Below are 25,777 nucleotides of genomic sequence, written 5' to 3'. Positions count from 1 at the left end.
GAGGACAGGGTGGGCGTGAGGACCGGAGCCGGGGGTGTGCGGATGCCGACCGCGATAGCCGTTACCAGCCCCGAGCTGGTGCTGCCCTCGCCCGACCGCCACACCCCGACCGCCGCAGTCCTGCAGGGCGTCGCCCAGTCGCCGAAGACGTCCGCGGCGCGCACGGCGTCCTCGCTGGACGACGCGCTCACCGAGATGCACACGCTGATCGAGCACCACGGCCACGTGATCGTGCTGTGCCCCGCCTCCGCGCCGCCCGCCGTCCCGCACCGGCTGCACGCCATCCGTTCCGTCCTGGAGAGCGACCGCATCGCGATCGTGCGCAGCGATCTGCCGCCCCTCGGGCTCTCCGTCCTCGCCCTCCAGCTACGGCAGTTGTCGATCTGCGACTTCAGCCCGGGCGTGCTCGCCTGCGCCGCCCGGCTGCTCAGTCACTACATCTACGCGGGCGCGCTCCTCGGGTCCGTCGCCAAGCTCGACCGGGTGCCGGTGAGCTTGCGGTCGCACACCAAGTCATGGGTCCCGGGGGCGCAGTTCGCGGTGCTCGCGGCGCCGCGGCCCGAGCTGGTGAAGCTGGGCGGCGAGGCGCTGCCCGCCGGGCCCGGGTTCAGCACGAAGCTCCTTTACGCGGCCGGGCAGCTCGCCCCGGACTGGGTCGTCGACACGCTCGCGCCCGCCTGGAACGCGCAGGGCTGCGCCGACGTCGAACTGCCCGCGGACTCGCCCCGCTGGTGGGCCACCGGCAAGGTCGTCGAGTTCGCCGCGGCCATCCCGGACATCTCCGTGCTCTACCAACTGGTGTCGTCCGTGCGGAGGGAGGACTGCCACTGGTGCGGTCTCGAACTCATCGGTGACCGCTGCGCGTTCTGCGCCGCGCCGATGCCACCGGCCGCACCCGAACCGGCCGTGCACGCCCTGCCCCGCGGCGGGACCTAACGCCGCACCCGTTCGCGTACCCACGCGTCCGACACCCACGCACCACCCCGCTCACTGTCCGTAGCCACACGCACTCGCCGCACGAACGAGGTAGGTAGTCCGGCCCATGAACTCACGCCAGCGCCGAGGTGTCATCCTGCTGGTCCTGTCGGTCCTGTGCGCGCTCGGCGCCTTCGCCGGGGTGCTCTCGGTGATCCGGGACGTGAACTCCAAGGTCGGGCCGGAGGTCGAGGCGTACGAGCTGAAGCGGGACATCGCGCCGTACAAGGAACTGGAGCCGGACCAGTTCAAGAAGGTCGAGATGCCCGAGCGGTGGCTGTCCGACAACGCCGTGACCAACCTGCGGGAGATCCGCGGGAAGATCGCCGTCACCCAGTTGCGGAAGGGGTCGCTGCTGCAGACCGACATGATCGTGAAGCGGCCCCAACTCGACCCGGGGCAGCAGGAGATCGCGATCATGATCGACGCGGCGACAGGGGTGGCGGGGAAGATCACGCCCGGTTCCACCGTCAACATCTACGCCACCTTCAAGGCTGAGACCGACCGCGGCAAGGACCAGTCGAAGGTCATCGTCGAAGGCGCCAAGGTCATCGACGTCGGGAAGCTGACCGCTCTCGACGGCGACCGCGACGACCGCAGCCGCCGCCGCGAGGACGAGGCCGTGCCCATCACGTTCGCCCTCGACACACGCGACGCCCAACGCGTCGCGTACGCCGAGTCGTTCGCCTCCCATGTGCGGCTCGCCCTGGTCGGGCAGGGGGGCGAGGCCGACGTGCCGCGCGGGGACCGTACGTACACCCTGGACGAGGACAAGTAAGGGGAGCAGGCCTATGTACGTTCCCTCTCATCGCGCGCGGTGGGTCCGGCCCCGGGGAGGCCGAGCGTGATCACCCGCATCCTGCCCGCCGTCGGCGACGTGGACGCCGCCCGCGCCCTCACCGGCCTCGCCGCGCAGCTCCCCGACGCCGAACCCGCCCCGCCCGTCACGGACTCCACGGCCCTCCTCGACACCCTGGCCCGGCTCGCCGCCGCCTCCCTCGACGAGCTGCCCGAGGTCGTCCTCGTCCACGAACGCATCGCGCCCGTGCCCGCGCTCGACCTGATCCGCGACCTGGTCCTGCGGTTCCCCGCGGTGGGCGTCGTGCTCGTCACCGCCGACACCAGCCCGGCGCTGCTCACCGCCGCGATGGACAGCGGCGCCCGCGGCATCGTCACCTTCCCGCTCGCCTACGACGCCCTCGCCGAGCGGGTGCAGGCCGCGGCGGCCTGGTCGAGCGGGATGCGGCGGCATCTGGGCAGCACGGCCGTGGAGTTGTACGGCGGCGGCCCGGGCGCGGCCGTGCCCGGCGGCGGCCAGGTCGTGGCCGTCACCGGCGCGAAGGGCGGCGTCGGCACCACGCTGGCCGCCGTCCAGCTCGCCCTCGCCGCGCAGGCCTCGGGCCGCAGCACCGCGCTGCTCGACCTCGACCTGCAGTCGGGCGACGTCGCCTCGTACCTGGACGTGCAGTTCCGCCGCTCCGTCGCCGACCTCGCCGCCATCAGCGACATCTCGCCGCGCGTGGTCCAGGACGCGGTGTACGCCCACGAGTCCGGCGTCGGGCTGCTGCTCGCCCCGGCCGACGGCGAGCGCGGCGAGGAGATCACCGACCGGGTCGCCCGGCAGACGGTCAACGCGCTGCGCGGGCGGTACGACGTCGTGGTCGTCGACTGCGGTACGTACGTCACGTCGGCCACCGCCACCGCCATCGAGATGGCCGACCAGGCCGTGCTCCTGGTGACCCCCGACGTGGTGGCCGTGCGCGCCGCCAAACGCATGGTGCGGCTCTGGGACCGGCTCCAGATCCGCAAGGCCGAGGAGACGGTGACGGTCGTCAACCGCGCCGCCCGCGGCGCCGAGATCCAGCCGTCCCTCGTCTCCCGCGTCACCGGCACCCGAGCCGCCCGCGCCACCGTCCCCGACGCCCCCAAGGAACTCCAGGCCCCCGTCGACGCGGGCCGCCTCCAGGACCTCGACAGCAAGTCCACGGTCAAGCAGGCGCTGTGGGGGCTCGCGGGCGAACTCGGCCTTGTGGAGCCGGAGTCCGCGGGGCACGGGCGGAAGGGTGGGCGGGGGACGCGGCGTTTGGGGAAGTCGGAGCGGGGGCGGGGGGACGGGGCCTCCGCGGGCACTGTGAAGGACGGGCTGCGGTCCGACCGGGGTGCGGTGACCCTTGAATTCGCCGGGATGTTCCCGCTGGTGCTCACCGTGGTCGGGCTGCTGTGGCAGTGCGCGCTGTACGGGTACTCGTACTCGCTGGCGGGGAACGCGGCCGATGAGGCGGCGCGGGCGGCGACGGCCGCGGCCGCGGTGCACGGGGACTTCCAGGGGGCCTGCGCGGCCGCGGGCAAGGAGCATCTGCCCGGGGCCTGGCAGGACGCCTCGATCACCTGCGCGCAGGAGGGCGACGTGTGGAAGGCCCGTGTGGACGTGGAGGTTCCGCTGTTCTTCCCGGGGGTCGACGCCGGGTGGACCGTGAAGGGGGAGGCGGGGGCGGCTCGCGAGGGGGAGGACTCGCGGTGAGGCGGTGGGCGCGGTGGTCGTCGGGCGCGCCGGCCGGGCACCGGGCGGGGGCCGGGCGCGTCGCGCCGCGGTCGTGGGGCGCCCGGAAGCCGACGTCATGGCATCCCCGGCAACGGAACCACCCCTGGCGACAGCGACACCCCCGGCGACGGAACCACCCCCGGCGACTGAGCCGCCCCCGCCCCTACGACGACGCGGGCGTCTCCATGCTCGAGTTCGCCGGCTACCTCCCCATCCTCCTCCTCATCGGCCTCGCCGCGATCCAGCTCGGCCTCGTCGGCTACGCCGCGAACCAGGCCGGTTCCGGCGCCCGCGCGGCGGCCCGCGTGGCCTCGCAGGGCGAGGGCGGCGGGGAGGCGGCCGGGCACGCCGCCATGGACAGCGGGATCGACGCCGCCGTCGACGTCGGCGACGGCAGCGGCGAGACGACCACCGCGACGGTGGTCGTCCAGGTCCCCACCCTCCTGCCCTTCGTCGACACCGACTGGACCGTGGAGAAGTCCGCGACGATGCCCAACGACGACCCCGAGGCCGGAGGCCGACCCGGATGAGCCTGAGAGCCCGTATCGCCTCGCCCGCCGACGCGGTCACGCCCGACCGCGACGAGGGCCTCGTGGCGACGTACCGCGCGAAGCTCCTCGAAGAGATCGACCTGGCCGAGATGTCGTCCCTCGCGGCGGCCGACCGGCGGCTGCGCCTGGAGCGCGTCCTCAACCACATCATCAGCCGCGAGGGCCCGGTCCTCTCCTCCTCCGAGCGCGCCCACCTGGTCCGCCGCGTCGTCGACGAGGCCCTGGGTCTCGGCGTACTCGAACCGCTCCTCGCGGACGCCTCCATCACGGAGATCATGGTCAACGGCCCCGACTCGATCTTCGTGGAGCGCGCCGGCCGCGTGGAACAGCTGCCCCTCCGCTTCGCCTCCGAGGACCAGCTGATGCAGACGATCGAACGCATCGTCTCGACCGTGAACCGCCGCGTCGACGAGTCCAACCCCATGGTCGACGCCCGCCTGCCCACCGGCGAACGCGTCAACGTCATCATCCCGCCGCTCGCCCTGACCGGCGCGACCCTCACCATCCGCCGCTTCCCGCGCGCCTACACGCTCCCCGAACTCATCGGCCTCGGCTCGCTCGACGAGCACATGCTGATGCTGCTCGCCGCGTTCGTACGGGCCCGCTTCAACATCATCGTCAGCGGAGGCACCGGCTCCGGCAAGACGACCCTCCTCAACGCCCTCTCCGGCCTGCTCCCCGCCCACGAACGCATCATCACCATCGAGGACTCCGCGGAACTCCAGCTCCAGCAGGACCACGTGATCCGCCTCGAATCCAGGCCCCCCAACGTCGAGGGCAAGGGCCAGATAACCATCCGCGACCTGGTCCGCAACTCCCTGCGCATGCGCCCCGACCGCATCATCGTCGGCGAGGTCCGCGGCGGCGAGACCCTCGACATGCTCCAGGCCATGTCCACGGGCCACGACGGCTCCCTGGCGACGGTCCACGCGAACACGGCCGAGGACGCCCTCACCCGCCTCCAGACCCTCGGCTCCATGTCCGAGGTCCAGGTCCCCTTCGAGGCCCTGCGCGACCAGATCAACTCGGCCGTGGACGTCGTCGTCCAGCTCGCCCGGCACGCCGACGGCTCCCGCAAGGTCGCCGAGATCGTGCTCCTGGTCAGCCACGGCCGCCAGCAGTTCCGCATCGCGCCCGTGACCCGTTTCGTGCCGCGCCCGGCCGGCCCCGACCGCATCGTCCACGGCTACTTCGAGCACCTGCCGCTGCCGCGCCCCGTCGCGGAGAAGCTGTACGTGGCGGGGGAGCCGGTGCCGCCCGCCTACGGAGTGGCCGAGGCCATCGACGTCCTGGACACCAGGGAAGCGATCGGCTGATGCCTACGAATCGGCTGATGGCCATGAACACGAGGAAGCCGACGGCCACGAACACGACGAAAGCGACCGGCTGATGAACAACCCCACGCTGCTGGCCCTCGGCGCCACGCTCCTCACCGGCACGCTGGCCGTCGCCGGACTCCAGACGTACGCGTCCGGGCGCGCCCAGCGCCAGGCCCTGGAGGACCGCCTGGCGGGCGAGGGCACCCGGCCCGCCCTGGAGGGCGGCGGCCGCGTCCGCCGCTTCACGGCCGTCGACCGCCGCCTGCGCCGCACCCGCCTGGGCCGCGAACTCCACCTGCGCCTCTCCGCCACAGGCCTCGACCTGACCCCCGGCGAGTTCTTCACGTACGTCATGGCGGTCGTCGCCGCCCTCTGGCTGATAGCGGCCGCGTCCCTGGCCCCCTTCTTCGGCCCCATCGCCGGAGTCGTGGCCGTCTGGAGCGCGGTCATCTTCCTCAACTGGCAACGCCAGAAGCGCATCGAGGCCTTCATCAACCAGCTCCCCGACGTCGCCCGCATCCTCGCCAACGCGACGGCGGCGGGCCTGGCGCTGCGCACCTCCCTGGCGATGGCGGCGGAGGAGCTGGAGGCCCCCGCGGGCGAGGAGCTCTCCCACGTGGCCCGCCAGCTCACCCTCGGCCGCTCCATCGACGACACCCTGGAGGAACTGGCGCGACGCCTCCCCTCCCGCGAACTGATAGTCCTCGTCACGACACTGGTCCTCTCCAACAAGGCGGGCGGATCGGTCGTCAACTCCCTCCGCAACCTCACCCAGACCCTGGAGGACCGCAAGGAGACCCGGCGCGAGGTCCGCACGATGCTCTCGGAGGTCCACGCGACGGCCTTCACCGTCCCGCTCCTCGGCCTCGGCTCCCTCCTCCTCATCAACTCCTCGAACGAGGGCGCGCTGGAGCGGGTGACCGGCTCTCCCCTCGGCCAGACCCTGATCCTGATCTCGCTCGGCCTCTACGCCGTCGGCTTCTTCGTGATCAGGCGCCTCGGAAAGATCGAGGTGTGAGGGTGGACGCCGCACGTGCCCGAGGGGAGCTGACGTCCCGATGACCGCTCTGCTGCTTGCCGCCCTGATGGGTCTGGCCGTGGCCGGTGCCGCGCAGGGCATCCGCATGTACCGCGCCGAGGCGAAGCTCCCGGCCGACCTGGCCGTGGCCCTGGAGGTCGGCGCGAGCCGCGTCTCGGTCGCGGGCGGCGCGGTGGACCGCCTGGGCATGCGGTTCGCCCCCCTCGTCCTGCGCCTCATGGGCCCCAAGCGCGTCACGGCCAAGCGCCGCCGCATCGACATGGCGGGCAACCCCGGCGGCCTCACCATCGACCGCTACGCGGCCCGCCGCGCGGTGTACGGAATCTTCGGCGCCGTCCTCGGCCTGGTCTTCCTCACCAACGCCCAGCCCCTCTTCGCCGCCATGACCTTCGTGTTCGGCGCGGTGGCGGCTGACGCCCTGATCTGGCAGGCCATCCGCGAACGCCGCGAGGTCATCGACCGCACCCTCCCCGACTTCCTCGAAGTCCTCGCCGTGGTCGTCTCCGCGGGCCTGGGTTTCCGCCAGGCCCTGGACCGCGTCGCCGAGAAGTACGAGGGCCCGTGGGCCGACGAACTCCGCATCACCCTCCGCCAGATGGACATGGGCGTCAGCCGCCGCCAGGCCTTCGACGAACTCCGCAAACGCAACTCCTCCGAGCAGGTCGCCCAGTTCGTCTCCGCCCTCCAGCAGGGCGAGGAACTGGGTTCCCCCATCGCCGAGACCCTCATCCAACTCGCCACCGACATGCGCCGCACCGACGCCCAGAACTCCCGCCGCCGGGCCGCGAAGACGATCCCGAAGGCGACGATGGTGACGCTCGTCTTCATGCTTCCGGCGACGATGATCCTGATCGCGTCCGGGATGTTTCTGGGGTCGGGGTCGGACTTCGGGTCGATTCTGGGGGACTAGGGAGGCTTAGGAGGACCTGCGGGGCCCATCGGGGCCAAGCGGGGCGGAGTGGGGCGCCCGCAGGGCGGGATTGTTCATCTCGTTGCCCTTGCCGTGGTAGCGCATGGAGTTGGCATTCGTCACCACGCTGGCGAGCAGGCATGCCATCGCGACGGCGAACACCGGCCCACGTACGGCCGCGGCGTATCCGCCGCCCGGCGGGAGCACGAGGTGTACGACGCCGAGCGCGGCGGCGAAGAGCAGGTAGCGCCCTCCCCACACCTCCCCGTATGCAAGCGCCGCGGCACAGCGGTCGGCGAAGGCCCCGGCCTCGCCGCAGGGCTCACCGTCGTACCCGTCAGTGCCCGCGGCTGCGCATCCCCACCACAGCAACGCCAGCAGGAGAGCGATCCAGAAGACGAGGGCCTGCCACCGGCGGCCAGGGCAGTGGTGTTCTTCGGCGTCGTAGCCGTCTTCCATGCCGCCGTCCAGGTCGGCCGCAGGCCTCGGATGGTTCTTTTCAGCCACCGACTGCCACCAGAACACCGCGCCCCTCCCGCAGCCGCTGTGAGTGGTGCCCACTGTAACGAACGCTCTAGTTAACCGCGGTCTGTGCACCCGCCGATGCCGGTGGGTGACGTGGAGGTGGCCTGGAGGGCACCGAGCCACGACAAGGCGACGGCTCCCGTACAAAGTGAGCGAAAGCCCGCAGTGGCTGCGAGGGGATGTGCCAGAGTCGGCAGGGCGAGCCAAACGGCTCCTGGAGCAGCCGAGTTCACCGGAGGGGCGCGTCGTGGAGCTGCGTACATCCGCCCTTCGGGGTGCATGGTGATCACCCCGAGAGGGAAGGGAACTCGCCAACTTGCGCATCGGGCGTGCCTGGAGCCGCATCGGTCGCGCAGAGTTGCTGCCGAGATACGTGTTGTCGCGTACGTTGCCCATGACAACAGCGGCGTCGGTGAAGGTCGCGGTACCGGGTGGGAGAGAAAGGTCGTCCGTCGTGCTGAAGGATCGCGTACTAGGGGCGTGGGTGAAGTGGACGCTGACAGTGTCCTCCCGGATGAGCCAGGCCCGCGGGAGGGCGGGCGACCGGGGGGCCGGGTTCGTGGAGTACGCGGGGCTGATGATTCTGATTGCGGGGATCTACACGTTCATCGACCAGCTGGGGCTGGACGGCAAGATCTCAACGGCGATCGGCAACGCCGTCGAGCGCGTCATCGGCTGACATGGAGCCGCCTGCGAGGTGACCGAGGGTCGACACTCCCCCTCTACATCTGGTTGACGGGCATGCTGCTCTTCATCTCGCTGGCGTTCTTCGCATTCGCCCAGGCCGCGTCCGCACGAAATGGCGCCCAATCGGCTGCGGACGCTGCCGCGCTGGCTGCTGCTCAGGCCACTCGTGACGAGTTGGTTGATGGTCTGGGGCAGGCGATCACGACCGGCGAAGGCGACGATTGGCTGGACTGGCTCGACGGTGCCGTGGCCACTCCGGATGGTGAGGCCGAGGCGGCGGCAGACGCATTGGCTGCCGAGAACGACTCCCATGTGTCTGGATTCGAGCCGGATGAAGTGAACGGCTACCCGGGCTACTGGGCGGAGGTCACCACCGACTACACAGTGGGTGACTCGATCATCCCGGGCACGGAGGCGAAGCACGCCAAGGCTGAGGCTACCGCTGTCATCAAGCCCCGTTGCAGCCTGGCTGAGGCTGCCGACCCGGAGAAGGTTGTGGAGTTCATGTGCGACGGTGACGATGAGCCGATCGAGATCGATCCGGACGACTTCGATCAGGGCGACCTCCCGGACGCGTCCGCTCTCTTCTCCGTCCACCTGGCCGACTGACGAGCGATCAATGAGAAAAGGAAGCCGTTGAGATGAAACTTCGGCGCACCATGAAGACCCGCAGGGCAATGACCGCCGTGGCGATAGCGACTGGGCTGGCCCTCGCCGTGGTCGGCTGTGGAGGCGGGGATGACGGCGACGAAGGCGGCGACAAGTCCGGCAAGGGCTCCTCATCTTCGTCGTCCCCCAAGGGTGATGACGCCGGCGACGAGAACGGATCCAGTGACTCTCCGCAGCAAGAGGCGTTGGCGGAGGTGAGGAGCAACGGGATCACCCTGACGGTCAACTCCGCGTCCCGCGACGAAGGCGGCTTCCTGACTGTCAGTGGGCGCGTGACCAATGGGACGTCGGGTATCTGGGTCGCCCGCGAGTGGCAGAGCGACGAGAGCGAGCTGAAGCAGAACGGCGGCTCGTTGGCCGGTGCGGCACTGGTGGACGCGGAGGGCAAGAAGAGGTATCTCGTGCTCCGCGACACCACAGGCAGGTGCTTGTGCACCAAGTTCGAGGGCGGCGTCGACAAGAACGGGTCCGTCGACTGGTTCGCGCAGTTCCCGGCACCGCCGGAAGGCACCGACAAGGTGCAGTTTCAGGTACCGACCATGCCCCCCACCCCCATCGAGATCTCCGAGGGCGAGTAAGCCATGACTCGCTCCCGATCCCTGGCCACCGCCACAGCCACCACCCTCACCGCCTTCCTCCTCCTCGCCCCCACCCCGGCGGCCTGGGCGGACGACGACGACCCCAGTGCGCCCCCCGGCAGCACCACCACCTCCCCACCCCCCGAGGTCGACTCCAACAGCCCCGGCCTGAAGCTGGCGGACGGCGCGACGCTCGCCCCTGTCAAGGTCCTCGACATCAAGTCCGTCGTGGAGGACATGGGCGGCGAGGAACGCCGCGAGGACACCAACACGGACGTGAAGTTCGCGCTCCAGGCGGAGGTCCTCTTCCCGAAGGACAGCCCCAAGCTGAACCCGGAGGCGGCGGCCCGCATCAAGGCGATCGCCGAGGAGGCCAAGGCCCAGAAGGCCACGGACGTCCGCGTCTTCGGCTTCACGGACAACCTCGGCTCGTACGGCCACGGCAAGAAGCTCTCCAAGGACCGCGCCGAGGCCGTCCACGACGAACTGGCGACCCACCTGGGTCCGGAGGTCACGTACGCCGTGCGCGGCTACAGCGAGGACTACCCGATCGCGGACAACGGGTCGGAGGAGGGCCGGAAGAAGAACCGGCGGGTGGAGGTGTCGTTCCCGAGGGGCGCCTCGGGCGCGCCTTCGGTGGAGGGCGGCAGCTGAGGCGCGCCGCGCCCCGCCGCGCGCCGCGCCCCGCCTCCGGACCGCTCAGCCCCGGGTGCGTCCCACGCCGCCGTACCCCATCACCTCGGTGATCTCCGTGGCGTCGTCCGGCTGCCACTCGAAGAGCGGCACGAGACCGGGCTCGACGAGATCCATTCCCTCGAAGAACGCCAGCAACTGCTCGATGGTGCGCGGCTGGTAGGGCAGCGCTCCGGGCGCGGCGGAGTAGACCTCGCAGGCGGCGATGATCGTGGGTGTGGGGATGTCGTGGCTGAGCATGAGGCAACTGCCGGCGGCGAGCGGATCGAGGAGGCGTCCGATGATCGCGTGCGCTTCGTCGTCGGAGAAGTGCCCCAGGACGCTGCTGAAGGTCAGCATCACGGGCTTGGTGAGGTCGAAGTGCGCGGCGGCGTGCTCCAGGACGGTGCCGGTGTCGCGCATGTCGGCGTCGATGTAGCTGCTCAGGGGCGGGTCCTGGTACGCGCTCTGGTGGGCCAGGACAACAGGGTCGCTGTCGACGTACAGCACGCGCGCGTCCGGCTGGTGCTTGCTGACGATGTGGTGGATGTCGGGCGCCAGCGGCAGGCCCGCGCCGAGGTCCAGGTACTGGGTGACTCCGGCCTCCGCCGCGGCCCAGCGGACGGTCCGGCGCAGGAACTGGCGGGCCGAGCGCGCGTCGGCGGTGATGCCGGGCGCGAACTTCTCCACCGCCTCCACGGCCTGCCGGTCACGCTCGTAGTTGTCCTTGCCGCCCTGGGCCGCGTTCCAGAACCGCGCACTGCTCACTTCGCCGTCGGTGGCAGTCGGCAGTCCGGCGTGGCCGACTGTGGGCTCGCCCATGGAGGGACTCCTCAAGATCATTGGCAAGAGCGGGACCCGGACCCCGTTCCTGCGCAGGCACAGATGTGTAGTCATTGAGACTACGTTCGGGACGGGCAAGATCCCAGTGATTGCGCTTTCTGTGCCCGGCAGTTGGGAGTGGACGGCGCCTTCGCGGGACCCCACGGCAGGTGGTTGGCTTTGCCTGCCCCAGGTCGCGAATGTGGGTACGGAGCACCTGTGGCTGTCGGTCGACATATGCGCCCTCGGCTCCAGCGCGTATGCGGGAGCAGTTGTCTCCCTCGCCGGAGCATGCGGCCTTCTTACTGCTGGGGCGCCAAGGAGAGAGGGGCGTTCGTCGGGCGTCGGCACGGCTTTGGCGAGCCGGGTATGGAGGTGGCGGGATCACGCCGTTTGCGCACCCAAGTGCGTTGCGCCTGCAACGCGATGTGGGAGAGTATGTTCGATGCGCTACGTGGCGTGAGTGCCCGGTGGGCATGGAGTGATGTCGTTGCGCCGATCAACTACCGGTTGGTCGGCGGGGGTTTCTGCGGGGGTGGCTTGTGAAGTTCGACATGGGTGAGACGACGCTTGCCGTGTTGGGAAAGAACACGTCGGGGTCGAGTGATGATCTGGGGACGTTGATCCGGGCGTTGGTGCAGTCGGCGGAGCCGTTGGAGGGGAAGTTCAACGGGGCGGGCAAGGCGACGTTCGACTCGTTCAAGCTGCGGGCGGATGAGATCACGGCTGCGTTGAACGGCTCGCTGGCGTCGATTCTGGGCGGCCAGGCGGGGATGGACGAGGCGTTCGGGACGGGTGTGCAGGAGCAGTCGGACAACGCTCACAAGAACATGGGCGCGGCCAACTTCCAGGCGGCGCGCTTCTCCGGCTGAGGGCTAGGGCCGCGGGGCAGCTGGGGGAGCTCGCCCCTTCCACTCAACAACACCGCTACACGGGGAGTTTCGTCATGGCTGGGAACCAGGACCGGCGTTCGTACGACACCGGCGCCTCCGCCGACGTGCAGGGCAGTCTGCACATCATCATCGGGCAACTGGAGCGGGTGCTCGGCGACCGCGACCGTGCGGTGAAGGCGGCGATGGCCGACTACCAGGCCGACGGGGTGTCGGACGAGTACCACGGCAAGGAAGTGCGCTGGAACAACGCGGCGAACGAGGTCCGCGAGATCATCCGGCTGGTGCGGTCGACGCTGGAGGAGAACGACGGGACGGCGCAGACCACGCTGTCGCGCGCGCGGGCCGCGGTCAACAACATCGGCTGAGCGCGGGTAGCGCAGGCGCGTTGAGAAATCGGATCGCAGGCGGGCGGTCCGGCGCACGGAGTTCGAGGGGGCATGTGATGACGGCGTGGGACATTCAACCCGGAGGCGTTCGGGGCGTGCTCCAGAGGGCCGGTACGGCGGCCGAGACCATGGCGAGCGCCGGCAAGCAGATGCAGAAGACGCTGCCGCAGGCGGCGAAGCACGCGGGGACCGTCGTTGAGGGCGGGCACGAGGGGCAGGGAACTCCGGGACCGGTGGGGTCCGCCCTGGGCGTGTTCTTCAACCAGTGGTCGAAGAACCTCACGTACATCGCGAAGCGGACCGGTAGTTCGCTGAACGGCGCGAACCGGGCCACCCTGGAGTACATCAAGGGCGACCTGGACATGGCGGCCAAGAAGCAGGGCAATGCGCTCGCGGCGATGCCGATGCCCGACATGCCTGGTGCCGGCGGTGGCGCGCGGGGCGGTGACAAGTGAGCAGCGAGCTCATCGACCCCAACGGCATACCGCAGTTCACGGGCAACCTGGAGCAGCTTGAGCGGGACGCCACGGATCTCACCATGGAGGCATCGCTGTTCCGCCTCAGCGGCGGCCAGGTGCACTCCATCTTCCAAGGGCTCTCGGCGTTCTACGAGGCGCCTGAGGCGGAGGAACTGTTCGCGACGACCAAGCCGGTGGCCACGCGGTCGGACGCGTTCGCCGACCAGCTGGAGAAGGTCGCGCAGGCCTTGAGTGACTACGCGACCGAGGTGCGGCCGCTGGCGAAGAAGCTCAAGCAGCTCCAGATCGAGGCCAGTGCCTTCGTCATCGATGACGTCTCGACCGATGACGAATGGCGCAAGGACCAGGACAAGGTCGACCACAACAACCGGCTGGTGGACGACGTCCAGGCCGCCACCCTGGCCTTCCAGGCGGCCGAGATCGAATGCCACAACAAGATCACCGGGTTGGTCGACGGGATCCAGCTGAAGCCGAGCAGTGACGGCGAGACCAGTTGCGGGACGTATGGCTACACCGAAGAAGTCCTCGACCAGGCCGAGGAACTCCCCTGGGGAGCCGCGGCCGAGCGGGACTACGACGGCATCGAATGGCTTGCCCACAAGGCCGTGGACTTCGGCAAGGGCTTCGTCGTGGACGGCATCGTCGGCACGGTCAAGGCGCTCGGCGCGCTGGGAGGCAAGGACGGCTGGGGTGCGGCCGGGGAGGCGTGGACCAACCTGGCCAAGCTGGGCACTGGTCTGACCCTCACCATGACGCCGCTCGGCGGGGCCTTCTGGATGGCCAAGGACGAGCAGCTCCCGGGCTGGCTGAGGGATTCCCGCAAGGCGGTGGTCGACACCGGCAAGGGGCTGATCGCCTACGACCAGTGGGGCAAGAATCCGGCGCGGGCGGCCGGTCTGGTCGGCTTCAACGCCCTCACCGTCGTGGCCACGCGGGGTGCGGGGGCCGCCGTCAGGGGCGGGGCTGTGGCGAAGGTGGTCTCGGTGACCGGCAGGGTGGGCCGGGCGGTCGATCCGTTCACGTACGTGGGGAAGGGGGTCAAGTTCGCGGCGGTCAAGGTCGGGGACCTGGTGGGGCCACTGCGGAACGGCGGCCGGGCGGGTACGTACGCGGGGGCGGGCGGCCCCTACCGTCTGGTGGACGAGGGTGCGGGCGTGCCCGCGCGGCCTGCGGCTGTGCCGGACGACGCGGTGCGGTACGCCGACAACAAGGGCAACACCGTGTACCTGACGAGCAAGGGCGACTTGCTCGACGACCACGGCAAGGTGCTGCAGAAGGCGGAGGACGCCCCGGGGGAGGGCTCGGCGAACGAGCGGGGTGCCGGGACTCACCGTGAAGTGCTGCCCTCCCCGCACACTCCGGAGGGTCGGCCCGCCCTGGTTGGTGCGCGTGGAGGTGAAGGGGTGGCGGGCCGCGTTGGCGACGACCCACCGGGAGGTGGCTCGACTCACGGTCTCCCCGGGGATGCTGGCCGACACCTGTCTGGAGGTGGCGTCTCCGAAGCGGGCGGCAGGCCTTCCTCCAGACACTCACATGTCGGCGATGGGCCCCATCATGTTGATCGGGATCCTGGAGAGGGGCATCAGGGTGGCCACGACCATTCCTCTCCGAATGGTGCGGGTTCGGGTAGCGATCGCAGCCCAGAAGGGCACAGGGCTGGCGATGACGGTGACCTGCCTAGTTCACATGGCCAGGCTGAGCCTGCCATGCCACCTGTTGGTCCAGGCGAGAAGGTGCTTGAGCACCTCGGCGACGCACGGGTAAGGCGTGCGGACGGGATCATCACACACGTCGACGGACGGCCGGTCGCCGACTATCTGGATGACCTTGCTGGCGATCGTGGTGCCGCGTACCGCGCGGCGAAGGATGCCAGGACCTTCCCGCGGAAGCAGACAGGCGCGTGTGTGGGCGCTGTGATCGACCTGCGAACAGGCAAGGTCATCGAGGGTATCAACGGAAAGGCCGACGTCATCATTCCGCCCGAAAGGCTCCATCCAACCTTGGCGTCGCGCTATACCTCCATCGGGGATCCACCACCCCACAACGATCATCCTTTGGGGCATGCCGAAGTCAAGGCGGCCAACGAACTACTCTGGGAACGGACAAAACAGGGATTGCCCGATGGGGAGTCTGCCCTCGCGGAGATGCGAGCCTCGGTGGAGTTCCCGTTCTTGTCAAATAAGACAACAGGAAACCCTGGGCGGCCGGCTCCGTTCTGCGCAAACTGTAACCACATGCTTCAAGGGGTACCAAGCAGTCATGGGCGGTTCACCGGTTTCCCCCCGAGTGATGAAAATTGGATCCAATGAACAACCTTGCCAAGCGAATTGACATTGATGACCCGGACGTAGACATGGATGCGGCTCAGCGCCTGCTCTACCGTGGAGTCCCGTTTACTGGGGAAGTGGCGGAGTACTTCGGTGAGAAGGTCATTAGTCTGGATGTTTATGTCGACGGGCTGCAGGATGGCTTGTCGCGCGAGTGGTACGAGGACGGGACTCTCCGCTCTGAGGGGGCTGTGCGGAGGGGTTTTCCTTGCGGAGAATTCAAGGAGTGGCACGCCAATGGCGTGCTGGCGTCAAGGAAGGTCTTTGATGAAGACGGCCTGACTCTGCGTGAGGAGTCCCAGTGGGATGAACATGGCCGACCGACCCGGAATTGGCATCTCGGGGACGCATAGTGAAGACGGCGTTGCACGACGGCTCGCATCAAATCTGGTCATGATGGAGGGCGTTGGCGTGCCAACTTGCCGTTGCTGTCGGTGGCTTGCCCTCCACGTGGAGGCGTCTCTGTGAAACCATGGACAGCGCGAGGAAGGTAGCGAGTGGCAGCGCAGGATTACGACAGCCAGCTCTTGGAGTCGGTGGCCGTTCGGCGGCGGCGGCTTCGGGATGCCGTGGTGTTCGGTGGGGCGCGGCAGCGGCGTGGGTGGGATGAGCGGTTGGGGAAGTTTGTCGGTGGGATTGTGATCGCTGCTGTGTTGTGTGCGGGGTGCGTGGGGTGGTCGTTCATTTCTCATCGGGTCATGAAGGAGAAGCCGGGCGGGGCGAGTTCCGTCACACGTACTTCTTCGCCGCCTGACGTGTCTGAATCGCCCTCCGTGTCCGCTTCTTCTCGGTGATAGGTTCGAACTTGTGATATCTGCGGGGGCAATGAGCCGTAGCCAGGGACGAGTGGCGTTGAGCCGGGTGACCTTGGTGGGGGAGCGGCGGCGAGTGGATCTCGTACTGCCTTCTCAGGAGCCGGTCGGGCTGTTGTTGCCCGAGGTGATGCGGCTGCTCGACGATCAGGTGGGGGCGCGGCCCGAACTGCGGTATCTCGTGGCGGCTGACGGGTCCGCGCTGGCGCAGGACAGCACGCTGGAGTCGGCCGGTGTCGCTGATGGGGCTGTGTTGCGGCTCGTGCGGGCTGAAGATGCGCCTTCCGCGCCCGTCGTGCACGACGTCACCGATGAGGCCGCCGGGGATCTGGACGTGCGGGCCTGGCGGTGGGGGGCCGGGGCCCGGCGTGTGGTGTGTGGGGTTGCTGTGGGGGCTTGGGCTCTCGTCGCTGCGGTGCTTGCTCGGGAGGAGTTCGATGCCTCTCGGGTGGGGGCGGGGCTGTTGGGCGTCAGTGCCGTGGCCGCGGTCGGCGGTGCGGTTTTCGGGCGGGCTCGGCGGCACGGTCTCGCCGCCACGCTCATCGGGGCCGCGGCGGTGCTCGGGGTCTTCGGGGCCTGGACGCTCGGGGGCGCGCACGGGTGGTCCGGGGGCGCGCGGCTTGCGAGTGTCGTCTGCGTTCTTGTTGCTGCGTTGTTGCTGCTCGGGTGGTTCACGCCGTTGGGGCGGGGCGGGGTCGTTGGTGGTGGTGCCCTCGCCGGGTGCGCTGTCGTGTGGGAGGCCGTTCTCGGGATTCAGGGCGGCGGGCACGTCGACCGTGTGGGCGCCGTGCTTGTTGTTGTGTCGGTCGTCGCTCTCGGTGTGCTGCCGCGGCTCGCTCTGATGGCTTCGGGGCTTTCCGGGCTCGACGACCGGCGGTCGGGTGGGGCGTCGGTCAGTCGGTACGACGTGGGGAGCGCCCTCGCGGCCACCCACCGTGGGCTCGTGCTCACCACGGTGGCGTTCGCCGTGTCCGCGGGGGCCGCCGGAGTGCTCGCCCTGCGTGCCGTGTCCGTGTGGTCGGTGCTTCTCACGGGGGCGGCAGCTCTGGTCATGGCCCTGCGCGCGCGGGCGTTTCCGCTCATCGTCGAGGTGGTCGCCCTGCTCGCGGCCGCGGCGGCCGTCGTGGGGCGGCTCGTGTGGGTGTGGCTCGGCGAGTCCGGGACCGCGGGCGGGCCGTTGACGCTGCTCGTCGTACTCGCCCTCGTCCCGCTCCTCGTACTCGCCATGCGGCCCGCCGAACACGTGCGGGTGCGGCTGCGCAGGGTCGGGGACACGCTGGAGTCGCTGGGCGCCATCGCCCTGATTCCGTTGGCGCTCGGGGTGTTCGGGGTGTACGGGCGACTCCTCGACACCTTCGCGTAAGGGTGCGGGACGACATGACTGAGGCGAGGGACTGGCAGCGGGACTTGCTGCGGGAGTTGGGTGCGGGTGCGGGTGCGGGGGCGGGGGCGACTACGACTACGACTGCGGGCGGGGCCTTCGTCTCGCCATCAGCCGCCGCCCCGACCGTCGCCCCGACGCCTGCCCCTGCCTCCGCGCCCGCCCCTGCCCGGCCCGCCGCCCCCGCCGCTGCCCCGCCCGTGAGCGGCATGCCCGCAGCCGAGCCCACTCCCCAGTCCACACCCGGACCCACCCCCGCCACACCCAGGGCCACCCCACCCACCTCCCTCCGCGGAGCGCCCCCCACCCCCGAATCCACCCCCACAGCCGACCCCCGCCTGGCCCTCGCCCTGGGCCGCCCCCAGCACGGCGACCCCCTTCCCCGCCGCACCACCCGCTCCCTGCGCAAGCTCGTCTCCTCCGCGTCGCAGGACGTGGCGGAGGAGAGCCGCATCGCACGTGAGGTGCAGCAGCCCGTCACCACCGGCCGGGTCATCGCAGTGACGTCGATCCGGGGCGGAGTCGGCAAGACCACCGTCGCCGCACTCCTGAGCCGTACGTTCCACCACTACCGGCACGACCCGGTCCTCGCTCTAGAGGCCGACGCCGCGCTCGGCACGCTGCCGGTGCGCCTCGGCGCCGATTCGGTGCGCTGGTCCTGCGCGGACCTCGCGCGGATCCTGACGCCGACGATGCAATTGACGGACATCACGGGCTACTTGGTGCCGGTGCCGGACGGAGGCTGGCTCCTGCCCGCCAGCCAGGGCCGCGTCGGCGCCCCCCTGGACGTACCCACGTACCGCACCGTGACCCTCGCCCTGCGCCGCTACTTCGCGGTGACCGTCGTCGACTGCGAGACGCTGCCCGGCGAGGTGGCCCGCACCGCGATGGACACCGCCCACGCCCGAGTCGTCGTCGCCCCCATGACCGTGGAGGGCGTCAACGGCACCCGCCTCGTCCTGGACTGGCTGGCCCAGCTGCCGCACTCCGCGCTCGCCACCACCGTCGTCGCCCTCACCGCCAACTCACCCGACATGACACTCGACTTGAAGACCGCCGCCGCACACCTGCGGGAGACCGGCGTGGCCGTGGTGCCCGTCGCGTACGACCGCCATCTCGCCCAGGGCGGCCCCGTCCGCGGCACTCACCTCGGCCAGGCCGCCCGCGACGCCGCCGTCCACCTCGCCGCCGAGGCGATGCGGCGCGCGGTGCGGGTGCGGTGAGTCACGCAGTGAGGACCCGATGACCCACCGCCTCGTACATCGCCCCGCCCGCTCCACCCGCCCCCCGGCCGTCACCGCCCGGCGCACCATCGAACCGCCCCCGAACCTCCCCGAGGGCAAGATGGGCAACGCCGCCACCGCGCTGCTCCCGATGGTCGGCGTCATGGGCTCGGTCGTGATGATGACCGTCATCCGCAACAGCCAGTTCGCCGCCCTCGGCGCCATCGTGCTGGTCTTCGCGCTGCTCGGCGGCGTCGCCCTGTTCTGGTCGCAGCGCGGCAAGGCGCAGCGCACCCGGCGTACGCAGCGGGAGCGGTATCTGGAGTACGTGGAGGAGCAGCGCGTCGAACTCGGCGAGACCGAGCGGGAGTTGCGGCGGCGGGCGCGGTTGCTGAATCCGCCGCCGCAGGCGCTGTACGACCTCGTACGGGATCCGGCCCGGCTCTGGGAGCGCCGCCGCGCCGACGCGGACTTCCTCGCCGTGCGGGTGGGCTGTGGCGACGTACCCGTACAGGAAGTGGTGATCGGGCAGCACAGCGGGAGCGGCGTGCTCACGCCGCCCGACCCGTTCATGCTCAACGAGGCGCGTGCCCTGCAGGCGCGGTTCGCCGTGGCGCCCGACTTCCCGCTGGCCGTGCCCCTCGACCGGGCGGGGAACGTGAGCGTCATCGGGGATCGCGAGGGCACGCTGCGCGTGGCCCGCGCCTTGCTGGTCCAGGCCGCCGTGACGCACGCGCCGGACGATCTGGGGATCGCGCTCGGCGTGCCGGGGGAGCGGCTGCCGGAGTGGGAGTGGGCGAAGTGGCTGCCGCACGCGCAGGACCCGACGGCCGACCCGGAGGCGTACGAAGGGCCGGTCGCGGCCCGGCGCATCGCACCGGACGTGGCGCAGCTCGCCCGGCTGTGCGGCGCCGACCTGCGCCGCCGCTCCTCGTACGCGGCCGAGGTGCGGCGCGGCCTGTCCGACAAGAACGCGCTGCAGCTCACCGACCGGCTGCTCGTGGTCAGTGACACGCATGGCGAGAACGCCGAGGAACTGCCGCGCCCGGACACCGCGGTCGGGCTCGCCGACATGGGCGTGACCGTGCTGCACCTGCTGGAACGGCAGATCCACGAGCCGGACGAGGTGAGTGTGCGGATCACCGTCGAGGGCGATCAGGTCGTCGTCGAGGACCTGCGTGCGTCGAGGGCGGGCGGCGCCTCGTCGGAGGGCGCGCACCCGGGCGGTGCGCAGCCGACCGCCGGGCAGGCCGCCGTCGTGCACGGCCTCGCCGACGACGTGAGCATCCCCGGCGCCGAAGGCCTCGCCCGCATGCTGGCGTCCCTCCGCCTCTCCGCCGAGTCCGCCGCCGAAGGCACCCCGGTGTCCGGCCCCGTCGACTTCCCGGCGCTGCTCGGCATCGACGACCCGGCCGCGGTGGACCTGGACCGACTGTGGGCGCCGCGCACCGAGCGGGACTTCCTGCGGGTGCCGATCGGGCTCGACGACCGGCACGAGCCGGTGCTGCTCGACCTGAAGGAGTCGGCCGAGCTGGGCATGGGCCCGCACGGGCTGTGCGTGGGCGCGACCGGCTCCGGCAAGAGCGAACTCCTTCGGACCCTCGTCCTGGCGCTCACCGCCACGCACTCGCCCGAGGACCTCGCGATGGTCCTCGTCGACTACAAGGGCGGCGCGACCTTCGCGCCCTTCACGGAACTGCCGCACGTCGCCGGTGTCATCACCAACCTGGAGAACCAGGCCGACCTCGTCGAGCGCGTCCACACCAGCCTCGCGGGCGAGATCAAGCGTCGCCAGCAGGTCCTCAAGGACGCGGGCAACGTCGCCGACGTCGGGCACTACGCCGCCCTGCGGGAACGGCGGCCCGACCTCGGCCTCGAACCGCTGCCGCACCTGTTCGTCGTCATCGACGAGTTCGGTGAACTCATCACCGCCAAGCCGGACTTCATCGACCTGTTCCTGTCGATCGGCCGGATCGGCCGCTCCATCGGCGTGCACCTGCTGCTGTCCAGCCAGCGCGTCGAGTCCGGCAAGCTGAAGGGCCTGGAGACGTATCTGTCCTACCGGCTCGGCCTGCGCACGTTCTCCGCCGACGAGTCACGGACCGTCCTCGACACGGTCGACGCCTTCCAGCTGCCGCCGCTGCCCGGCTTCGGCTATCTGAAGGTGGACACGTCCACGTACACGCGCTTCAAGGCGGGGTACGTCTCCGGGGCCCACCGGGGGCCGACGGCCGACCGGTCCGACGAGAGCGGGCCGCTCGCCTGGACGTACCCGGCGTACAACCCGGACCCGAACCCCAGCGCCGCCGACCGCCCGCAGGACTCCGCACCGGCGCGCGAGCGCGAGACCGGGCCGACCGTGATGTCCACCGTGGTCGCCCAGCTCGCCACCGCCGCCCCGCCGGTACGCCGCATCTGGCTGCCGCCGCTCCCGGACGCCGTCACCCTCGACGCCGCGGCGGGCCCCCTGCGGGTCTCCGAACGCGGCCTGCACTTCACCCGCGCCCCCGGGCGCCTGAACGTGCCCCTTGGCGTCCTGGACGACCCGGCCCAGCAGTGGCAGGGGCTGTGGACGCTCGACCTGAACGTGGCCGGCGGGCACGTGGCCGTCATCGGCGGCCCCCAGTCCGGCAAGACGACGCTGCTGCGCACGCTCACCCTGTCCCTGGCGCTCACCCACACCCCCGACGAGGTCGCCGTGTACGGCCTCGACCTCGTCGGCGGCGGCCTGTCGGCGCTGGCCGGGCTGCCGCATGTGGGCGGGGTCGCGTCGCGGGCCGACCACGAGCGGCTCGCCCGCACGGTCGCCGAGGTGACCGCCCAGCTCGCCCTGCGCGAGGAACTGTGCCGCGAGCACGGCATCGACTCCCTGGACCAACTGCGGCAGTTGCGGGCCGCAGGCGGCCTCCCCGAGCTCGGCGCCACCGACATCGTGTTGCTCGTCGACGGCTTCGGCTCGCTGCGCGAGGAGTTCGACGAGCTGGACGAGCGGATCGCCGAACTCCTCAAGCGCGGCGGCGGTTACGGCATCCACGTCGTCGCCGGAATGCTGCGCTGGAACGACGTGCGCATCGCCACCCAGTCGATGTTCGGCACGCGGGTGGAGCTGCGCCTGAACGATCCGTCCGACTCCACGGTCGACCGCAAGCTCGCCGAGACGTTCACCGCGGACACCCCGGGACGTGTCCTGACCGACGGCAAGCTGTTCGCGCAGACCGCACTGCCGCGCACCGACGGGCTGCCGAGCCCCGAGGACCTGGGCGCCGCCCTCGACAGCACGGCGCGCACCCTCGCCGCCACCTGGCACGGCGAACTCGCCCCGCCCGTACGCGTCCTGCCCACCCGCCTGCCCGCCACCGGTCTGCCCTCGGCCCACGCTGAACCGCACCGGGTTCCGTTCGGCGTCGACCAGGACAGCCTCTGTCCGGAATACCTCGACCTGTTCGGCCAGGACCAGCACCTCCTGATCCTCGGCGACAACGAGTGCGGCAAGACCAACCTGCTGACACTGATCGTCGACCAGCTCGCCGCCCGCCACGGCGACGACGAACTCGTCTTCGGCGTCTTCGACCCGCGCCGCGGCCTGCGCGGCGTCGTCCCCGAGCCGTACCGAGGCGGCTACGCCCACAACGCCAAGCTCGCGGCGGCTCTCGCCACCGGCATCGCGGGTGAACTCGACAAGCGCCTCCCGGAGACCGCCGACCCCGACGCGACCGGCACCGAGCCCGCCTTCACCGGACCGCGCATCGTCATCCTCATCGACGACTACGACATCCTCACCACTGCGGGCCAGCAGCCCCTGACCCCCTTCCTCCCCTACATCTCCTCCGCCCAGGACATAGGCCTGCACTTCGTCGTCGCCCGCCGCACCGCGGGATCCGCCCGCGCCCTGTACGAGCCGTTCCTCACCACCCTCCGAGAGACCGGCACCACCACCCTCCTGATGACCGGCGACCGCAGCGAAGGCCAGCTCTTCCCGGGCTTGTACGCCTCCCCTCAGCCCCCGGGCAGAGGCACCCTCGTCCGCCGCGGCCGCCCCCACCGGCTGATCCAGACGGCCCTGGCCCACGAGGCCGAAGCCCCCGAAGCCGCCGACACGAAATCCTCCGACGACGAACCGGAAGCGACGAAGCACCTGTGACCAAGGACGTCATCGCCCTCACGCCCGAGATGCCCGACGCCATGGCCCTGCTGGCCGGTCTGCACGCGGGCGGGCCCGAGCTCAGCGTCCACTCCCTGGCCGAAGGGGCCGTCGTCCAGCTGCGCACGCCGGACGGCCGCCCCCTGGTCTCCGTCGAGGCACCCGTGCTCGTCCAGACGCCGGGAGAGGCCCAGCGCCTGCTCGATTCCCAAGTCGAGGCGCCCGACGTGCCGTTCTGGTGGACGGAGGTCCGTGCGTCCACCGCTGTCGCCGAGGCGGCGGACCTCGCCGGATCGTTCTGCGGCCGCCTCACCCTGCTGCTCGGCGGCACCACGTGGCCGCCGGAGGCCGCGACCGTCGGTGTCGTCCACACAGCCGAAGGGCCGACCGGCGAGGAGGCCGGTCCCGAGCCCGAAGGCGCCCTGCCCGCCGTCGACATCCTCACCGACTCCACCGCCGTCGTCCTGGCCGACCGCCCGGTCGTCGCCCTGACGGCCTGGCTCTCCGAAGTCCTGCGTGCCACGGCGGACGCGGGCAGAGCACTGCACATCGTCACCCCGTCCCGCTCCCGCCTGAGCCTGTCTCTGCGCACCGCCCTGACCGGCCCGCCGAACCGCTGGGTGGTGCAGGCTCCCCAGGGCGGCTACTACGACGGCCTGTCCGGCGCCGTACTGCACTGGCGGGACGGCACCTTCACCCCCGCCCTCGACGACGACGGCGAGACCGTGGCGGCCAAGGGCTTCACACCGCCCGCACCCCCGTCCGAACAGCAGCTCACCCTCTCCGTACGCACTCACCACACCCCCGACTCCGACCTCGTCCTGGGCCGTTCCCTCGAAACCGCCTGGCACCATCTCACCGGCGCGGCCCCGGCGGGCTGGGGTACCGCCGAACCCGTCAACCTGCCCTGGTCGCGCCGCCAGTTGACCGCACTGGCCCGCGACCGCGCCCCGGCCCCGAGCCACCTCCTGGCCGTCGGTCACCCCGGCCGCCCCGCGATCGCGAGCCTGCGCGTGAGTCGAACGAAGTCCGGAGTCGCGGAGGAGGCCTCGCTCACTCTCGGATACACGGCCGACGAGTCCCCGCCCCTGGACACCCTGGAGACGCTGGCCGGAGCCCTCGCGTCCGAGCACGGTCTGAGCACCCTGCTCATCACCCTGCGCCGGTCCCGCCACGACCTCACAGTTCCGGCCCACCTCGAAGGCCCGCCCATCCCCGTCTCCTTCACGCTGGGCGCCGCAGACGTACAAGCCGTGGGCCTCGACCACGCCCGCCGCCCACCCCTGCCGCAGCCGCCCACCTCACTCGGTCTCACCGCCGCCCCCGCTCTGCACTACCGCCTGAGTGACGGCACGAGCCCGGATGCCTGGACCGACCTCGAGGCGCTCAGCCGACACCTGAGAAACGCGTAGCCCACCCGCCGACCAGATGCTTACGATCACCCCATGACCACCCCCACCTCCCCCACGTTCGACCAGCTCGTGGCCGAAGCCGAAGCCGCCCCCACAGCGGGCTGGGACTTCTCCTGGTTCGAGGGCCGGGCCACCGAGGCGCGGCCCTCGTGGGGGTACGCGCGGGCCATGGGCGAGCGGCTCGGGCGGGCCGAGGCGGCGCTCGATCTGCAGACCGGTGGGGGTGAGGTGCTGGCCTCCGCGCCCGTGCTGCCGCCGCTCGCCGTCGCCACCGAGGGGTGGGCGCCCAATGTCGCCAAGGCCGCCGCCCTCCTGCATCCGCGCGGTGTGGTCGTCGTGGCCTCGCCGGAGGACGCGCCGTTGCCGTTCGCGGACGGGGGGTTCGACCTGGTCACCAGCCGTCATCCGGTGACGCCGCACTTCGAGGAGATCGCTCGTGTGCTGCGGCCCGGTGGGACGTACTTCGCCCAGCACGTGGGGCCAAGCAGTGTGTTCGAGCTGGTCGAGTACTTCTTGGGGGAGCAGCCCGCGGAGGTCAGGGGCGCGCGGGATCCGGAGGGGGAGCGGGTGCGGGCCGAGGCCGCCGGGCTCGATGTCGTCTCGTTGCGTGCCGAGCGGTTGCGGATGGAGTTCTACGACATCGGGGCCGTCGTCCACTTCCTGCGGAAGGTCGTGTGGATGGTGCCGGGGTTCACGGTAGACGCCTACCGGCCGCGCCTGCGCGAACTGCACGAGCTGATCCGCGACGAGGGGCCGTTCGTCGCCCACAGCACCCGCCACCTGTTCGAAGCGGTGAAGCGGTAGCCAGCGGTGCTGCGGTAGTCGGCCAGTCCGGCGGTAGCCGCCAGTGCTGCGGTAGTCGCCAGCCCAGCGGTAGTCATCCGTTCGGCGGTACTGTCGGTTCGGTAAGTGAGTCGGCGGAGCCGGTACGTGGACGAGGAGTTGGCATGGCGCATCGCAAGGGACCGTACCTCTGCGGCCTGGACGCGGCCGTGGATGTCGTCGGCGGCAAGTGGAAGCCCCTGATCCTGTGGGCGCTGTACGCCGGTCGTACGCTCCGTTTCGGTGAGCTGCGGCGGCATGTGCCCGGCGTCAGCGAGAAGATGCTGATCCAGCAGCTCCGCGAGATGGAAGCCGACGGCATCGTCCACCGCGAGGTCTACCGCGAGGTGCCGCCCAAGGTCGAGTACTCCCTCACCGAGCTCGGCCAGACCCTGAACATGGCCCTCGTCCCCCTCGGCATCTGGGGCGACCAGCACATGGAGCGGCTGGTGGAGCGGCACGCCGAGAAGACCGGCGGCGGGGGTGCGAAGACCGACGCCGAGGGGGCGAAGACCGGTGGCGGAGGTGCCGAGGCCGGTGGCGGCGGTGGCCGGTCGGGTGCCGCAAGCGCGGCCGTCCAGTCCGCCTGAGTGTGCGAATCAGTCCCCTCGG

25 protein-coding genes are annotated in these 25,777 nt (G+C 70.8%); 23 read left to right on the top strand and 2 right to left on the bottom strand.

The genetic code is table 11. From position 1 onward, the window contains the following. Window positions 1-42 precede the first annotated feature (42 nt). From IE274_RS06500 to IE274_RS06470, 7 genes are all read left to right on the top strand, one after another. Window positions 43-936 carry a hypothetical protein gene (locus IE274_RS06500; RefSeq protein ID WP_190114591.1) on the top strand — a complete coding sequence of 298 codons (894 nt, stop codon included), beginning with the start codon at window positions 43-45 and terminating at the stop codon, window positions 934-936. Window positions 937-1,042: 106 nt separating this feature from the next. Then, entirely contained in the window at window positions 1,043-1,753 is a 711-nt protein-coding gene (gene cpaB / locus IE274_RS06495; RefSeq protein WP_190114590.1) for a Flp pilus assembly protein CpaB, read from the top strand. Window positions 1,754-1,819: 66 nt separating this feature from the next. After that, window positions 1,820-3,496 carry a CpaE/TadZ family protein gene (locus IE274_RS06490; protein ID WP_190114589.1) on the top strand — a complete coding sequence of 559 codons (1,677 nt, stop codon included), beginning with the start codon at window positions 1,820-1,822 and terminating at the stop codon, window positions 3,494-3,496. A 206-nt stretch (window positions 3,497-3,702) separates the two neighbouring features. Next, window positions 3,703-4,047, top strand: coding sequence for a TadE/TadG family type IV pilus assembly protein (locus IE274_RS06485; RefSeq protein WP_190114588.1), 345 nt, complete (start codon window positions 3,703-3,705; stop codon window positions 4,045-4,047). Continuing rightward, a complete protein-coding gene (locus tag IE274_RS06480) occupies window positions 4,044-5,384 on the top strand; it encodes a TadA family conjugal transfer-associated ATPase (protein WP_190114587.1) in 1,341 nt (446 codons plus the stop codon). The genes IE274_RS06485 and IE274_RS06480 overlap by 4 nt, the downstream gene beginning before the upstream one ends. Window positions 5,385-5,457: 73 nt before the next feature. Continuing rightward, window positions 5,458-6,405, top strand: coding sequence for a type II secretion system F family protein (locus IE274_RS06475; RefSeq protein ID WP_190114586.1), 948 nt, complete (start codon window positions 5,458-5,460; stop codon window positions 6,403-6,405). Between the two features lie 40 nt (window positions 6,406-6,445). Then, window positions 6,446-7,336, top strand: a complete 891-nt coding sequence (locus IE274_RS06470; RefSeq protein WP_190114585.1) for a DUF5936 domain-containing protein — start codon at window positions 6,446-6,448, stop codon at window positions 7,334-7,336. Between the two features lie 6 nt (window positions 7,337-7,342). Here the strand turns inward: IE274_RS06470 and IE274_RS06465 are convergent, their stop codons facing one another. After that, window positions 7,343-7,843 (bottom strand): hypothetical protein, encoded by a 501-nt coding sequence (locus IE274_RS06465; protein WP_190114584.1) that lies wholly within the window; start codon window positions 7,841-7,843, stop codon window positions 7,343-7,345. 412 nt (window positions 7,844-8,255) lie between these two features. Here IE274_RS06465 and IE274_RS06460 point away from each other — a divergent pair, with 412 nt between their 5' ends. The 4 genes from IE274_RS06460 (at window position 8,256) to IE274_RS06445 (ending at window position 10,449) form a co-directional block, all read left to right on the top strand. Then, window positions 8,256-8,540, top strand: a complete 285-nt coding sequence (locus IE274_RS06460; RefSeq protein WP_190114781.1) for a hypothetical protein — start codon at window positions 8,256-8,258, stop codon at window positions 8,538-8,540. 62 nt (window positions 8,541-8,602) lie between these two features. Next, window positions 8,603-9,157, top strand: coding sequence for a pilus assembly protein TadG-related protein (locus IE274_RS06455; RefSeq protein WP_229909265.1), 555 nt, complete (start codon window positions 8,603-8,605; stop codon window positions 9,155-9,157). 32 nt (window positions 9,158-9,189) lie between these two features. After that, window positions 9,190-9,795, top strand: coding sequence for a hypothetical protein (locus IE274_RS06450; RefSeq protein ID WP_190114583.1), 606 nt, complete (start codon window positions 9,190-9,192; stop codon window positions 9,793-9,795). A gap of 3 nt (window positions 9,796-9,798) precedes the next feature. Next, the gene (locus IE274_RS06445; protein ID WP_190114582.1) at window positions 9,799-10,449 is read left to right on the top strand and encodes an OmpA family protein; all 651 of its coding nucleotides are present in this window, start codon (window positions 9,799-9,801) and stop codon (window positions 10,447-10,449) included. A 45-nt stretch (window positions 10,450-10,494) separates the two neighbouring features. On the opposite strand, the gene IE274_RS06440 is transcribed toward IE274_RS06445, so the two are convergent. Next, window positions 10,495-11,289, bottom strand: a complete 795-nt coding sequence (locus tag IE274_RS06440; RefSeq protein ID WP_190114581.1) for an SAM-dependent methyltransferase — start codon at window positions 11,287-11,289, stop codon at window positions 10,495-10,497. Between the two features lie 542 nt (window positions 11,290-11,831). On the opposite strand from IE274_RS06440, the gene IE274_RS06435 reads away from it, so the two are divergent. From IE274_RS06435 to IE274_RS06385, 12 genes are all read left to right on the top strand, one after another. Next, window positions 11,832-12,161 (top strand): hypothetical protein, encoded by a 330-nt coding sequence (locus IE274_RS06435; RefSeq protein ID WP_190114580.1) that lies wholly within the window; start codon window positions 11,832-11,834, stop codon window positions 12,159-12,161. A gap of 74 nt (window positions 12,162-12,235) precedes the next feature. Beyond that, window positions 12,236-12,547: a pore-forming ESAT-6 family protein gene (locus tag IE274_RS06430; RefSeq protein WP_190114579.1), complete on the top strand. Its 312-nt coding sequence runs from the start codon at window positions 12,236-12,238 to the stop codon at window positions 12,545-12,547. A 77-nt stretch (window positions 12,548-12,624) separates the two neighbouring features. Continuing rightward, window positions 12,625-13,023, top strand: coding sequence for a DUF6507 family protein (locus tag IE274_RS06425; RefSeq protein ID WP_233103167.1), 399 nt, complete (start codon window positions 12,625-12,627; stop codon window positions 13,021-13,023). After that, window positions 13,020-15,356, top strand: coding sequence for a YwqJ-related putative deaminase (locus tag IE274_RS06420; RefSeq protein WP_190114577.1), 2,337 nt, complete (start codon window positions 13,020-13,022; stop codon window positions 15,354-15,356). The genes IE274_RS06425 and IE274_RS06420 overlap by 4 nt, the downstream gene beginning before the upstream one ends. Beyond that, window positions 15,353-15,727 carry a toxin-antitoxin system YwqK family antitoxin gene (locus IE274_RS06415; protein ID WP_229909263.1) on the top strand — a complete coding sequence of 125 codons (375 nt, stop codon included), beginning with the start codon at window positions 15,353-15,355 and terminating at the stop codon, window positions 15,725-15,727. Before IE274_RS06420 ends, IE274_RS06415 begins: the two co-directional genes overlap by 4 nt. Before the next feature lie 144 nt (window positions 15,728-15,871). Beyond that, the gene (locus IE274_RS39285; RefSeq protein ID WP_229909261.1) at window positions 15,872-16,168 is read left to right on the top strand and encodes a hypothetical protein; all 297 of its coding nucleotides are present in this window, start codon (window positions 15,872-15,874) and stop codon (window positions 16,166-16,168) included. A 31-nt stretch (window positions 16,169-16,199) separates the two neighbouring features. Further along, window positions 16,200-17,549 carry a type VII secretion integral membrane protein EccD gene (eccD, locus tag IE274_RS06410; protein ID WP_190114576.1) on the top strand — a complete coding sequence of 450 codons (1,350 nt, stop codon included), beginning with the start codon at window positions 16,200-16,202 and terminating at the stop codon, window positions 17,547-17,549. 14 nt (window positions 17,550-17,563) lie between these two features. Next, complete coding sequence (locus IE274_RS06405) at window positions 17,564-18,790, top strand: CpaE/TadZ family protein (protein WP_190114575.1); 1,227 nt, start codon at window positions 17,564-17,566, stop codon at window positions 18,788-18,790. A 19-nt stretch (window positions 18,791-18,809) separates the two neighbouring features. Further along, a complete protein-coding gene (gene eccCa, locus IE274_RS06400) occupies window positions 18,810-22,931 on the top strand; it encodes a type VII secretion protein EccCa (RefSeq protein ID WP_190114574.1) in 4,122 nt (1,373 codons plus the stop codon). Next, the gene (locus IE274_RS06395) at window positions 22,928-24,343 is read left to right on the top strand and encodes a DUF6177 family protein (protein ID WP_190114573.1); all 1,416 of its coding nucleotides are present in this window, start codon (window positions 22,928-22,930) and stop codon (window positions 24,341-24,343) included. The genes eccCa and IE274_RS06395 overlap by 4 nt, the downstream gene beginning before the upstream one ends. Window positions 24,344-24,376: 33 nt before the next feature. Continuing rightward, entirely contained in the window at window positions 24,377-25,147 is a 771-nt protein-coding gene (locus tag IE274_RS06390) for a class I SAM-dependent methyltransferase (RefSeq protein WP_190114572.1), read from the top strand. A gap of 143 nt (window positions 25,148-25,290) precedes the next feature. Continuing rightward, a complete protein-coding gene (locus IE274_RS06385; protein ID WP_229909260.1) occupies window positions 25,291-25,755 on the top strand; it encodes a winged helix-turn-helix transcriptional regulator in 465 nt (154 codons plus the stop codon). Window positions 25,756-25,777: the final 22 nt, after the last annotated feature.

It is taken from the genome of Streptomyces flavofungini, assembly GCF_014650815.1.
Taxonomy (GTDB): Bacteria; Actinomycetota; Actinomycetes; order Streptomycetales; family Streptomycetaceae; genus Streptomyces; species Streptomyces flavofungini.
This window is presented reverse-complemented; position numbering and strand designations above follow the sequence as displayed.